This window comes from Methylobacterium sp. 1A (assembly GCF_058072805.1).
In genome coordinates this window covers 3810576-3823194 of sequence record NZ_JBYQVE010000001.1, presented here as the reverse complement: position 1 = coordinate 3823194, position 12619 = coordinate 3810576, and the positions used below count along the sequence as shown (strand labels likewise).

At 76.4% G+C, this 12619-nt stretch carries 8 protein-coding genes and 1 pseudogene; 1 reads left to right on the top strand and 8 read right to left on the bottom strand.

What is annotated here, in order from left to right:
• Positions 1-42: 42 nt before the first annotated feature.
• A complete protein-coding gene (locus ACX9MN_RS18445; RefSeq protein WP_489725025.1) occupies positions 43-390 on the bottom strand; it encodes an IS3 family transposase in 348 nt (115 codons plus the stop codon).
• Between the two features lie 215 nt (positions 391-605).
• Positions 606-803 (bottom strand): annotated as a pseudogene (locus ACX9MN_RS18440) (transposase); the annotation flags it as partial.
• A gap of 415 nt (positions 804-1218) precedes the next feature.
• On the opposite strand from ACX9MN_RS18440, the gene ACX9MN_RS18435 reads away from it, so the two are divergent.
• Positions 1219-2319 (top strand): adenylate/guanylate cyclase domain-containing protein, encoded by a 1101-nt coding sequence (locus ACX9MN_RS18435; protein WP_091977381.1) that lies wholly within the window; start codon positions 1219-1221, stop codon positions 2317-2319.
• 32 nt (positions 2320-2351) lie between these two features.
• On the opposite strand, the gene ACX9MN_RS18430 is transcribed toward ACX9MN_RS18435, so the two are convergent.
• From ACX9MN_RS18430 to ACX9MN_RS18405, 6 genes are all read right to left on the bottom strand, one after another.
• The gene (locus ACX9MN_RS18430) at positions 2352-2750 is read right to left on the bottom strand and encodes a hypothetical protein (RefSeq protein WP_091977383.1); all 399 of its coding nucleotides are present in this window, start codon (positions 2748-2750) and stop codon (positions 2352-2354) included.
• Entirely contained in the window at positions 2747-3487 is a 741-nt protein-coding gene (locus tag ACX9MN_RS18425) for a hypothetical protein (protein ID WP_091977385.1), read from the bottom strand. The genes ACX9MN_RS18430 and ACX9MN_RS18425 overlap by 4 nt, the downstream gene beginning before the upstream one ends.
• Entirely contained in the window at positions 3484-5334 is a 1851-nt protein-coding gene (locus ACX9MN_RS18420; RefSeq protein WP_489725024.1) for a reverse transcriptase family protein, read from the bottom strand. The genes ACX9MN_RS18425 and ACX9MN_RS18420 overlap by 4 nt, the downstream gene beginning before the upstream one ends.
• A 310-nt stretch (positions 5335-5644) precedes the next feature.
• Positions 5645-7309 (bottom strand): SWIM zinc finger family protein, encoded by a 1665-nt coding sequence (locus ACX9MN_RS18415; RefSeq protein WP_331298182.1) that lies wholly within the window; start codon positions 7307-7309, stop codon positions 5645-5647.
• Positions 7306-10428 (bottom strand): hypothetical protein, encoded by a 3123-nt coding sequence (locus ACX9MN_RS18410; protein ID WP_489725023.1) that lies wholly within the window; start codon positions 10426-10428, stop codon positions 7306-7308. Before ACX9MN_RS18410 ends, ACX9MN_RS18415 begins: the two co-directional genes overlap by 4 nt.
• 196 nt (positions 10429-10624) lie before the next feature.
• Positions 10625-12610 carry an SWIM zinc finger family protein gene (locus ACX9MN_RS18405; protein ID WP_489725022.1) on the bottom strand — a complete coding sequence of 662 codons (1986 nt, stop codon included), beginning with the start codon at positions 12608-12610 and terminating at the stop codon, positions 10625-10627.
• Positions 12611-12619: the final 9 nt, after the last annotated feature.

Sequence of the window (12619 nt, the reverse complement as noted above, 5' to 3'; positions counted from 1 at the left end):
TCCCGATCGTAGCAGTCGAGCGCGAAGGCGACCCGCACACGCTCACCGTTCTCTGCCGCGATCTCCAGCCCGTCCGAGCAGCGGGCATGCCACCCGGTCGGAGACCGGGCGGGGACCCGCCCAGCGCGTGTTGCGCACGGCCACCGCCACCTTGCCCTCGTGGCGGCGCGTCTCGGCTCCGCCCGCATGTCGCTGGAGCAGGAGGCCGTGCACCTTCATGACCCGGTAGACCCGCTTGGCGTTCGGCGCAGGCCGCCCATCCCGCTCGGCCTGCCGGCGCAGAAGGGCATGGACGCGCCGATAGCCGTAGGTCGGCAGATCGGCGATGAGCGCCTGGATCGCGCCGAGCAACGCGGCGTCGGGTGCAGGCGGACGGCCCCGTCGGCGCATGGGCTTCCGGACGGTGGAGGCCTGCCTGGACGAGGCGAGGTGCGGGCGCGACACGCTCAATGCTGCGGCCACCGCGCTCACCGGCCGCCCCCGGCCACGAGGTCACGCGCGAGGTCAACTTTTTGGGGGCGGCGACCCGCTCCATCGCCTCGCGCAGGATCTCGGTCTCAAGCGTCTTCTTGCCCAGGAGCCGCTGCAGCTCACGGATCTGTGGCTCAGGCATCACGAAGCTCAGAGGCTGGCACCACCTCTTCACCGGCACCGGCGGCCGTGAACGCGCCGCGCTCCATCAGCCGACGCCACGTGAACAGCTGGTTGGCGTTCAGCCCGTGGCGGGGGGCGACGAGCGAGACGGACTGACCGGGCAGATAGGTCTCCTCGACGAGGCGCGCCTTCTCCTTTGTAGTCCAGTGCCGCCGGCGCTGGACGGAGGTGGTCCTGCAAGCGTTCCCCGGTCTTCAGGTCTCGGACCGAGGTCCTGAATATCCCGTCCTTGAGCACGATGCGCATCCGGCAGGCTCGTCCGTCCGAGGCCTTCCCTTCGTGGACTAGAACGTAGGCCTCTGCCCGGAAGACGGCGTAGAGGCTGCAGAAATGACGGTTGCCCCACGCCGTCCTCATACGGACATAGGCCTCTCCGCGGCCGTAGGGCACGATCTCCAGCGTGCTCTCGACGGCGCGAATCGCTCCGGATCGGTCACGGGCGACCGGCCAGCCCGAGGGCGCCGGCCCGACCCACCTGTCGCGGCGCCCCCCTCTCGCCTTCGCCCCCCGCCATCGCGTAGGTCCAATCGTGCCCACCGCCACGCTCGACCCCGCCGACCGCCCATGCTCCCACAGTACCGCTGGCTCTGGGCCCTGACCCTTCTCCTCGCCTCCGGCGGGGCGGGCCTCCTCTACAACCTGCTCTTCGTCGGCGGGGCCTCGATGCTCGCCGGCCTGGTCTACGCCCTGGCGGTGGGCGGGACGGTGCTGGCTTTCGTGCCCGGCCTGGCACTGTCGGGCGTCCAGACGCGGCTACGCCGCCTGCCGGCGCTGGTCTACATGCTGGCCGCCGAACTGCTCTACGTGGTGCTGATCACGCTCGGCTGCGCGCTCGGCGGCCTGGTCGTCTGGACCTTCGGCCTCACCGACGACAGCCTGTCCACGGCGGTGCGGATCACGCCACGGTTCCTCGCCTACTCGCTGGCCGTGTCGGCCCTGCTGGTCTTCGTCATGCGAATGCGCGACCTGATCGGCGGCGAGGTGTTCGTGAACTTCATGATCGGCCGCTATCACAAGCCGGTGCAGGAGGAGCGGATCTTCCTGTTCCTCGACGTGGTCGGCTCCACGGCCTTCGCGGAGACCCACGGCGACCTGCGTGCCCAGGAGTATCTCAGCACCGTGTTCGCGACGCTCGCCGAGCCGGTGCGGCGCAACGCCGGCTCCACGGACGACTTCATCGGCGACCTCGCGATGATCACGTGGCCGATGAAGCGCGGCCTCAAGGACGCGCGCTGCGTGACCTGCGTGTTCGCGGTGCTCGACCGGATCGAGGCCGACGCCGCGGCCTGGCAAGCCCGGTTCGGGACGGTCCCGCGGCTCCGGGCGGCGCTGCACGGCGGTCCGGTGGTCACGGCCGAAGTCGGGGTCGACCGCCACAAGATCGCGTATTTCGGCGACGCCGTGAACGTGACGGCGCGGATCGAGGCCCTGTGCCGCCCGCTGGGTGTCGACATCCTGATCTCGCAGGATCTCCTCGACCGGCTGGACCGGCTGCCCGACGGCGTCCGCGCCCGCGCGCTGGGGACGCACGCCCTGCGCGGCCGCGGCGCGCCCCTGGCGGTCGCCACCCTCGAGCGCGGCGCGGCGCCGGACCGGCTGATCCCGGAGCAGAGGCCGGCGCCGCCGGTGCTGGACCGCGCCGAGGCCGTCGCGGAACCGCGCTAGGCTCCCCATCTCGGCCGCGTGTCGGTCGCGTCTCAGCGGCGGCGGACCCAGCGCTCCCACCAGCGCTCCCACCCGTGCTCCCAGAGGCGCCGGCCTCGCGCGCTCGCCGCGCGCCACGGGGCTGCGGCCGGGCCGGCCCAGTCGGAGGTTGCCCCGAGCGCCGCCGGCAGGGTGGCGATGAGCGCCGCCGGCCCCTCGATGTCCCAGCCGATCACGCAGCAGCCGCAGCCGGTGCTGCGCACGCGGGTGAGCCGGCCGGCATGGGCCAGCATCCAGCGCTCGGCGGCGGCGACGTCGTCCCAGTCGCCCACGTCCACGCACAGGGAGGCGCGGGCGTGGCCCGGGGCCGGCGGCCCCTCGGGCTCCGGGTCGACCCGCCCGTAGAGGGCACGCAGGGCGTCGGAATCCGGTCCGGCGTCGCCGGCGCTCACGGCGCGCCCATCTCGGCCAGCTGCCGCTTGGCGAAGGTGCAGGCCGCGAAGTCCGGGTTGATCGCGCAGGCCATGTCGAACGCCGCCCGGGCCCGGGACGCCTCGGCGGCGACGCCCTCGCCGAGGCGATAGGCTTGGCCGAGCATGGCGCAGCCCCAGGCGCCGCGCCGGTCGCAATCGAGGCGGAAGCTCCGGGCGAGGCAGGCATCCGTGTCGGCGCGCGGCGCGTCGCGGAAGGGATCCTCCGCGTAGCCGCCGTTCCGGATCCCGGCCGCCCGGTTGGTGCAGCCCGCCGGGAACCCGCCCGCGCAGGCGAGGGCGTAGAGCCGCTCCTTGTCGAGGATGTCGGCGACGTCGAGGGAGTGGTGCTCCAGGGCGAGGGCGAGATCGAAGCAGGCCGGCGCGTTCGACCACCGGGTGCAGAGCGCGTAGCAGGAAGCGGGCTCGCGCGCGCAGCGGCGCTCGGTGGGCCGGCGGGGCGCGAACGCCCACCGCCAGAGCGGGCGCTCCCGCGCGAAGGTGTCGGCCGGGCAGGTGCCGAAGCTGCGCAGCAAGGCCGGGTCCTGCCGCAGCGGCGCCGCGATCTCCGCAGCCTCGGCCTTGTTGAAGACGGGTGCGGCGGGCGCCTCGTCGGCCCGGGACGCCCCCGGTCCGAGCGAGAGGACCGGGGCCAGGGCGAAGAGCGCGGCGAGGCTGGTCCGGAGGTGCCCGGCCGGGAGGCTCCGGGCCGGGCTCATCGGCGCCGTCGCCAGCGGCGCAGCAGGCGTCGCAGGCCGAGGAGCAGGGCCACCGCGAGGACCAGAAGCCCGAGCGCCGGGTGCAGCAGGGCGGCCGCCTGGAACAGGACGAAGATCCCCAGGACGACCTTCCAGGGCTTCATCGGGGCGTCGTCGGGCTCGGCGCCCGCGTCCGGCGCGGCCTCCGCGCGGGAGGCCGGTTCCGGGGCGCCGAGGCGCGGGCGCCCCGAGGCCGGCACGCCGCTGCGGCCCGGCATCGGCGCGGCCGCGCGGGCCGCGATCTCGGCCGCCTCCCGGGCGGCGGCCGCCTCGGCCTCGGCCAGGATCGGGTCCGGCTCGGGCGCGGGGCGGGGGGCCGGCACCCACCAGCGGGCGAGGGGCACCTCGCCCCGCGCGGACCGGGCGCGGAAGTCCGGCTGCCGGGGCGCCGTCGCCGGGGCCGAATGGCGGTCCGCGAGGGCGCGGGCCTGCGCGACAAGCGGCGCGCCTGTCTCCGGCGTGACCATCCGGACGAACTGGGCGAAGCCGACCGCGGCGCGGAGCACGCCCGCCTCGCCGGCCGCGCCCCAGCGGCGCCCGGCCGGCCCGTGCCGCTCGAGCCCGTGCAGGAGGGCGCGGAAGCGGCGCAGGGTCTCGCGGGGCACGCCAACCCGCTCGTTGACGGTGAGCCCGGTCACCTCCTGGTGCCGGCCGCGGCGCATCACGCGGGTCTTGTCCGGATGGACGGTGAAGCCCTCCCCGGCAACGATGGCGTGGACGTATTTGAGCAGCGCGCCGACCTTGCCGGCGGCCTCGCCGGAGGCCGAGAAGGTCAGGTCGTCGGCGTAGCGCGTGTAGGTGAAACCGAGGCTGCCGGCGAGGCCGGCGAGCCGGGCGTCGAGCCGGGTGCAGACGAGGTTGGTGAGCGCGGGGCTCGTCGGCGCGCCCTGCGGCAGCCGGCGCGGCCCCCGGGCGGCGTAGAGGCGGGCGCCGTCGATCTCGACCGCGTCCACGTCCGGCTCGGTGCAGAGCAGCGCCAGCACGGTCGCCACCGGCTCGGCGTAGCCCAGGCCCCGGAACTTCCCCTTGATCCGCCGGTAGTCGAGGCTCGGGAAGAAATCCTTGAGGTCGAGATTGACCACGACGTCCCGCCCGACATGGGCGGCGGCGTTGGTGACGATCGAGCGGCCGGGCACGAAGCCGTGGGCCGCCGCGTGCACGGGGACGTGGGCGAGGAGCGCGTCGAGGATCCAGTACTGCGCCCGCTTCAAGCGCGGCATCGGCGCCGAGATGCGGCGCAGGCCGCCGGCCTTCTTGGGGATGGTGAAGCGCCGGTAATGGCTCACCGCGCTGAGCGCTCGGTCGTAGGCGAGGAAGCGCAGCTCGCCGAGGCCGATCCCCATGGCCTCGGCCAGCGCCTTCGGGCTCGCCAGGGGCGGGAGACCGGGGGCGGGCCCCCGCCCCGGAGCGTCCGCGTGCGCGAGGCCGGCCGAGACGCCGTCGCCGAGATGGAGGATCTCCGCCTCCCGGCGCGCGTGCCATGCCTGCGCCCGCGCGTGGCGGTCGCGGGCGTTGCGCAGCCGCGTCTCGCGCCGCCGCTCCAGCGCCGCCTTCTTGCGGCGGCGATGCATCTCCTTGAGGGCGGCCTCCGGGTCGCGCCACGCCGCCTCCCGCCGGTGCAGGTCGGCGAGGGCGCGGGCGATCTCGCCGCGGCGGCGGATCAGGTCGTCCGGCGGGTTGGGCTGCGCTTCCCCGTCCGGCCAGAAGCCGAGCCGGATCATCTCCTCGAGGATGACCTCGTCCTTCGAGCTCTCGCGGATCCGGTCGTAGAGCTGCTGGCGGGTCAGGCTGCCGGGCTGCTGGCTCATCGGCGGCCTCCGGCGCGGGCAGGAGGCGTGACGGGGAACGTCGGCCGGGATGCCTTCGTCAAGTCTCGGGACTGGCCCGGTCCACTCGACGCCGGCACGACCACCGGTGCGCGTTTGGGTTCAGCGAACCCAAACCGCGAACGCGCACCGGTGGTCAGTGCCGGCCCAGTGAAGAGCGGGCCAGTGACGCTTTGCCGGGCAGGGTGCAGGGACGGCGAATCGCCGCCCGAAATGCAAGGTCCGCCCCGGCCGACGCCCCTCGTCGCGGGGAGGATAGGCCAGGCGCGCGGCCGCATCAATCGGGTCCGTCTCACGCCTGCCACCGCACCGGCTTGCCCTCGACCTGGGCGTGGACGAGGCGGCGCACGGCCAGCATGTGCTCGCAGGGGCCCCGGGTCAGCCGGTTGTGGGTGTAGAAGCCGCACTGGCAGCTGCCGCCGACCATGCGGTCGTCGGAATCGAGCTCCACCGCGGGCGTCAGGCTCCGGCCGTCGTCCAGCACGGTCCCGCTCAGGCGCCGCCTGTCGCCGGCCTGCTCGACGGGCCCGAGGGTGACCAGTCCGGCCGCCAGGAACCGGTCGGCCTTGGCCTCCTGCTCGGAGGCGAAGCGCAGGGCGCCCGGCGCCAGCGGCTCCCGGGTCAGCTCCCGCAGGCGGTAGACCCGCTTGTCGAGGTCGAACATGGCGCGGCCCGCCTGCACGTAGCCGCCGAGCGCCGCCTCCACGGTCGACCGGTCGAGGCCGGTCTCGGCGGCGAGTTGCCCGGTTTCGGCGGCGTGGTGGCGCCGGAGCGCCGCGAAGACCCGGGCGGCGGTGTCGGCGTCGACGTCGGCCCGGGGCGCGAGCAGGTCGAACTGCCCGGCCCGGGACCAGTCGTTGGCGGTCCAACCCGACAGGCCGAGCGTGAAGCGCAGGCCGCCGAAATCCACCACCGCGAAGCTCGGCAGACCGGTGCCGAGGAGGTGCAGCCGCACCGACCGGGCGAGCGGCAGGGTCCGGGCCAGGATCGCGAGGCGCCGCCGGCCCCACAGGCGGATCTCCGCGGTCTCGCCCCCGCGGTAGATCGAGCGCCGGAAGGTCAGCCGCTCGTTCCAGGGCTCGATCAGCACGCTGACCGGCCGGCCGGGCTCGAGCAGGAACCGCAGGGAGCGCGGGCCGTGACGCTCCCGGCGCGCGGCGAGGCGGGTCAGGATCGCGTGCATGTCGACCGGGTGCAGGTCCACCACGTGGGCGGGCTGCGCCATGGCGCTCGACACCTGCAGGAAGCCCCGCATCCAGGAATCGGGCAGGTCAATCTTGTCCTCGCGGTAGGCGGCCTCGCCGGAGGTCTGGACCGCGAAGCCGGTCGGGTCGATCGCCAGCTCGGTGTCGCGGTAGCTGCGGATCTTCTGGAACTCGTCGTAGAGGGCGTGGCTGTAGTCGATGTTGGTCGTGCCGCAGGCCATGCCGCCGATCCGCGCGAAGGTGTCGTGGTCGCAGGACAGGCGCCCGTAGCTCGACTCGTCGAGGCTGAACGCCTCGAAGAAGATCTCGTCCGGATGGACGGTGATGACCGGATCGAGCACAATCCAGGCGTCGAGGTTCTCCCGGTAGAGATAGTCGAAGTACCGCTTCCGCGCGTCGTAGAACGACCGCATCACCGCGTCGGAGCGGGCCGCGATGTCCCGGGACTCGGCGCGCAGCGCCTCGATCTCGGCGCGCAGGCTGTCCTTCTCGGCGAGGGCCTCGGCCAGGAGTTCCTGCTCGTGGGCCTGGAGCCACGCGAAGTAGGCGGTGCGGTCCTTCGGCTTGAAGCGTAGGTCCGACACGACGACGTGGTGCAGGGCGGAGATCGCCTCCCGGAACGGCAGGTGCCGCGCCACCGTCCCGGCGAAGTAGGTCGGCTCGCGCAGGGTGTCGGGGACGAAGCCGAGCCGGGTCGCGTCCGCGTCCGAGACGGCCCGGCTCTCGCCGAGGTAGCGATGGACGAAGTTCATCGGGCCTCTTCCGAGACGGAGACGGGTCCCCGCGCCTCCGGCGGGCGCCGGACGAGGGGCACGGCGAGATCGGGATGCGCGTCGGCGACGTCGCGCAGGGCCAGGATCGCGGCGCTGCGGTCCCGGGCCGTGCCGCTCAGGGTCAGGTCGGCGAGGAGCGGCAGCAGCGCCTCGGCGCGGGCGCGGCTGCGCAGGGCCTCGGCCCGGAGGAAGGCGGCCATCCGGTCCTTGGCGACCCGGCCGCGCAGCACCTGCAGCATCACGATGCGGGCGAGGGGGATCAGCCGCGCGAAGGCCGCCTCGCTCGCCACGGCCTGCTCGGTGAGGAGTTCGGTGAGCAGGAGGTGCATCGACGGGGCGGGGTGTTCCAGGAGACGCAGGACCTGCGCCTCCGCGTCCTCGGGCCGGAGCCGGCTGCGCAGGAGATGGCGGGCGAGGGCCAGGACCTCCGGCTTGACGCTGTCGGTGACGACGGCGAGCGCCTCGGGCGTCCAGGCGGTCTCCGGCCACGCGTCGAACAGGCCGCGGGCGAAGGCGAGGGTGTCGGGCCAGTCGCTCTCCACGAGGAGGACGGCCTCGGCCGCCGCGGCCTGGAACCGGGCCGGGTCGGCCGCGAAGGCCGCCATCGCCCAGTCCCGCACCGATCGGTAGGGGTGGCCGCCGAGGCGGGCGATCTGGCGGACGCTGAGGGCCTCGGCGCGCCGGTCGGGCAGGAGGGCGGCGCCGAGGCGGCGGGCGCCGTCGGCCCGCGCCTGCAGCAGGCGCCACAGGGTGCCGTCGTCGAGGGCGGCGCATTCCCCAGGCAAGGCCTCGCGCAGCAGGGCCACGGTGTCGGCGGCGTAGGCGTCGTCGGGCGCCGCGCGGAACAGGCTGCCGATCAGCTCCCGGGCGAGGCGGGGAGCCAGGCCCGGATCCGCCGCCGCGAGGCGCACCACCAGGGGCCGGGCGGCCCGCCGGACGGCGCTGTCGGGCCCGCTGGCGAAGGCGACGATCCGGTCCGCGTAGGGCCCGAGCCGCGCGTCGTCGAGGCGCGCCAGCAGGACGAGGGCGGCGATCCGGATGTCCTCGGATTCCGCGTCGATCAGCGCGTCCCAGCTCTCCGGCGGCAGGCCGGCGGCCCCGGCCTCGGACTGCGCCAGGAGGGCGAGGCCGGCGGACCGGACCGCGGCGGACGGGTGGGCGATCAGGGCGGCGGCGGTCTCGGACGCGACCGGCAGGTCGCGGTCCGGCCACAGGAAGGGCAGGGCGGCGCGCAGGCCCCGGATCGCGGCCGTCGCGGCCGCGTCTGGCTCCGGCGGCATCGCCCGCAGCCACGCCACCAGCCGCGCCACCAGGGGCGCCGCGAGCCCGGTGGGCAGCGCCCGCGCCCCGGCGAGGCCGGGGAGGGCCGCCTGGACGTCCGGCTCCGGGCTCGTGAGCAGCGCGGCGGCGAGGTCGGGATCCGACCAGACGATCGGCGCCTGCGCCTCGAGGCGCCGCAGGGCCAGCGCCCGCGCCTCCGGCTCCGGGCTCGCGAGCAGCGCCGCCACCAGGGCGGCGAGTTCGGCAGGCTCGGCGATCCCGGCGGCGAGACGCGCCTGGGCGGTCCGGAAGGCGAAGGCCCGCACGGCGTCGTGCGGGGCGGCCAGCAGGCGCCCGATCTCGCTGGCCGTCAGGGCCGCGCAGGCCCGCGGGTCCGCGCGCAGCACCCGCAGGCCCAGCCGCGCCACCGGCTCGATCCGCCCCTCCGCGGCGAGGCGGAGCGCCAGGTCCGGGCGGGCGCTCCAGAGGTCGGGGAAGGCCTCGTCGCGCCGGTCGAAATCGACGGCGCCGGTCTCCAGGAAAGTCAGCGAACCCGTCCGCGGCCGGGCCTCCGGGGCGTGGCGGTACAGGAGATGGCTCGCCGTCCAGTTGCGGCCGAGCGGTCCCCGCGCCCGCGCCTGCCGGCCCCAGGTCCCGTCCGGCTTCCGCCCCCAGGCGGTCCAGCGGGTCGGGGGATCGAGATCCTCCGGCCCGAGCGCCAGCAGGAAGCCCGCCGCCAGCGCCGCGAAGGCCGGGTCCCCGACGGCGCCGCGCTTGCGCAGGGCGCGCCAGATCCGCCGCTTCATGTAGGCGCGGGTGGCGGTGGACAGGCCGAGTTGCGCCTCCGGCCCCTGGCGCGCCGCGTCCACCGCGACGTAGCGCCGGAGGTCGGGGACGTAGGCGTGGCTCCGCCCGGCTTGGTACATCGCCTGCGCGGTCTCGAAGCGCTGGGCGGTGGCGCCGAACAGGGCGGCATCGTCGGCCATCTCGGCGTGCTTGAAGAGGCGCCGCAGGCCGATCAGGTAGGGCGGCCGCGCCGGCAGCCGGAGCAGGGCGGCGCAGAGCGTCGCGTGCAGGCCGGGCGCCGCCCGCGCCCGCCGGCCGAGCGCCACCAGGGCCGGCCCGACCCGGCCCGGATCGTGCCGGGCAAGGCCGTCCAGCGCCCCGCACAACCCGTCGACGTCGCCCGCCTCGGCCGGCCGGGCGACCATGCCGGGCAGGTCCGGCTCGGCCTCCGGCGGCCGGTAGGGCCCGGTGAGCGGGGCGGCGAGCGCGAAGCGGGCGAGGTCGCGGACCACGCTGCCGGGCGCCTCGGCGGCGATCGCCGCGAGCGCCGGACCGGCCTGTGCGCCCGCCGCCCGGGCGAGCGCCCAGACCAGGGCGTAGCTCGCCCGCGCCGGGCCGAGGCCCCGCGCGAGGGCGATCAGGTCCGGGGCGGTCGCGGCCAGCCGCAACTCGCCGATGCGCCAGAGCAGGCGGTCGCGGTCACGCTCGGCCCAGCTCTCGCGCAGGCAGGCGGAGAGCCGCGCCCGCAGCACGCCATCGCGCCCGTCGGGCGTCGCCTCGGGTGCGGCGGTCTCCGGGCCGTCGACCCGCCGGTAACCGCCGTTGATCTTGGAGACGACCACGCTGTCGAACACCCGGGCGGCCGCCTCGGCGGTCACGGGCTGGGACGTCTTGGAGCCCTCGCGCAGGGTCGCGCCGCGCCGGCCGTAGCGCGTGTTGACGAAGTAGCGCTCGGGCGTCCCGAGGGCCTCGTTCTCAATCAGGTCGACGTCGTAGACCTTGTCGGAGGTGGCGTCCCGCAGGTGGAGGCGCGCCGCGCGGACGACCCTCATGCCACCGCGCCGGCCCGCGCGGCCGGGCAGGGATGCGTCGCGCGCGCGCGACGGTCGACGGGTCCTCGCATCCGGGCTCCTCGCGACACGACCGGGACGGGCCGGCCGGCGAATCGCGGCGCCCGAAGCCGCGGCAACCTGCCCCAGCGGGACCGAGGGGGCAACCGCGCGCGCACGATTCCGTGATCGGGCCTCATCAGGCCTCTTCCGGCCCGGGATCGTCGCGCATGGCGGCGACCCAGAGGGCGGCTCGGGCGAAGGGCTCGGACTGCGCGCCCGGAGCCGCCAGGGTGGCGGAGAGGAAGGCGGAGAGCCGCGCGGCGGTGGCCGGATAGCCGGTCGCGGCGAGGCGTGCGACCAGGTCGGCGCCGCCGGCGCGGGCGCTGGCCGCGAAGGCCCGCCGCCCCGCATGGAGGGCGTTCGCCAGGAGCGCGGCCGCCTCGTCGAGGAGCGTGGCCGGCCCCAGGTCCGGCGCCGGCGGGATCGGGTGGCCGGCGCCGTCGGGGACGGCGAGGTCGGGCACGACGAGCCGGTCGACCGACACCGACCAGGGATCGCAGACCAGGGTGCCGTCCGCGATCCGCACCGGGCCGGCGACCTGCCGCACGGGTCCCCAGCGCCCCGCGCAGGCGCCCGCGAGGGCGTCCAGGGCGTGCGGCGCGGCGGGGTCGTAGGCGCGGGCGAGATGCAGCGTGCCGCCCGCACCCGGCAGCGCGACGGCGGCCTGCCACGTCTGGGCGCCGGGCGCCCAGGCCTGTCCCAGGACCGCCTCGACGGGGAAGACGTGGAAGGCCTCCAGCCGGTCGCGCGGGCGCAGGAAGACGGGCGGCCGGTCGGCGAGGCGGCGCAGGATCGACGGGACGTCCGGCGCCGCCAGGGGGGCCGGCAGGGCCACCAGGGCGTCCCGCGGCAGCAGCGCCGTGCGGCCCCGCGCGCCCTGGCCGAGGGCGAGGAGCCCGTCGGCCCGGCGCCGCGCGACGCTGGTCAGGATCTGGCCCTGGCCGGTGCCCGAGACGGACAGGCCCGGGCTCAGGAGACGCCCGGGCAGGCTGGCCGCGATATCCGCCTCGGCCTCGCCCGGCGCGAACGCGCGCTCCAGCGCCAGGAGCGCGCCGGTATCGGTGTCGGCCAGCGCCACCCGGGCGGTGGCGCCGCGCCCGCGGGCGAGGAGCCGGGCACCCAGGGAGACGAGGCGGGTCTTGCCCATGGCGGTCTCGTAGGGCTGGCCGAGGCCGAGGGCGGCCTCACCGCCCCGGACGCGGCCGAGGAGTTCGGTGGCGAGCGCCAGGACGACGGCCGCGTCGTAGGCGGCGTGGCGCGCGGCATAGGCCGCGACCTGCCCGTCGAGGTCCGCCTCCGCCAGCAGGAGCTGCGTGGCGCCCCGCCTCTCGGCCGCCCGCCGGAGCCGGACGAGGGCCGCGCCGTGCGCCTCCGGTCCGGACACGACCCCGGCCTCCAGCAGGCCGGCGACCACCCGGTCGGCGGCCTCCGCGAGGTCCGTCTCCGCCGGCTTCGCCTCCGCTCCGGCCGGGGCCGCGCCGCCGAGGCGGATCTCGGGGGCGCCCGCGGAATCCCGGAAGGCGCGGATCGCCAGGGCGACGTGGGCGCAGCCGCCCCCGGCTGCGCAGTCGCAGCGGGCGTAGCCGACAGCGTCGGGCACGAGGAAGCGCACGGTCGCGGTCGGGAGCCGCGCGGCCGGGATTGCGCCCCGCTCCAGCCCGACCGTGATCCCACCCGCCAGGAGGCGCCGCAGCTCCGCCGCCGCCGCGCCGCCGAGCCCCGCCTCGAGGGCCGCGCCGTCGAGGGTGCCGGGATCCCAGGCGACCGGCGCCGCGGCCGGCACCGCCGCACCCTCGGGATCTCCATCGCCGGCCCCATCGCCGGTCCCGTCGGCCGGCCCGTCCGCGACCGGGGCGGCTCGGTAGGCGACGACGAGGGCGACCCGGTGCCGGCACATCCCGCTCGCCGGGCAGGTGCAGCTGGCCTCGCCGGGAGGCCGGCCGGGGCCGAGCCGCGTGACCGTGCCGTCGGCGAAGCGCGCCTCGACGGTGCCGTCCCCGGCCTCCGCGAGGTCCGGCCCCTGGCCGGCGGCCACCTCGCGCAGCGCCCGCTTCACCAGCCCGGCATTGGCGAGCTGGATCAGGCCGTCATCCGTGAGGGCGCGGAGGTCGGGGCGGGCCATCGGCGCCGC

What these genes read in the sequence shown, in the direction of transcription:
- ACX9MN_RS18425 (WP_091977385.1), bottom strand. Translation starts at nt 3,487, where the DNA reads ATGAGCCCGGCCCGGAGCCTCCCGGCCGGGCACCTCCGGACCAGCCTC.
- ACX9MN_RS18405 (WP_489725022.1), bottom strand. Translation starts at nt 12,610, where the DNA reads ATGGCCCGCCCCGACCTCCGCGCCCTCACGGATGACGGCCTGATCCAG.
- ACX9MN_RS18415 (WP_331298182.1), bottom strand. Translation starts at nt 7,309, where the DNA reads ATGAACTTCGTCCATCGCTACCTCGGCGAGAGCCGGGCCGTCTCGGAC.
- ACX9MN_RS18410 (WP_489725023.1), bottom strand. Translation starts at nt 10,428, where the DNA reads ATGAGGGTCGTCCGCGCGGCGCGCCTCCACCTGCGGGACGCCACCTCC.
- ACX9MN_RS18420 (WP_489725024.1), bottom strand. Translation starts at nt 5,334, where the DNA reads ATGAGCCAGCAGCCCGGCAGCCTGACCCGCCAGCAGCTCTACGACCGG.
- ACX9MN_RS18445 (WP_489725025.1), bottom strand. Translation starts at nt 390, where the DNA reads ATGCGCCGACGGGGCCGTCCGCCTGCACCCGACGCCGCGTTGCTCGGC.
- ACX9MN_RS18435 (WP_091977381.1), top strand. Translation starts at nt 1,219, where the DNA reads ATGCTCCCACAGTACCGCTGGCTCTGGGCCCTGACCCTTCTCCTCGCC.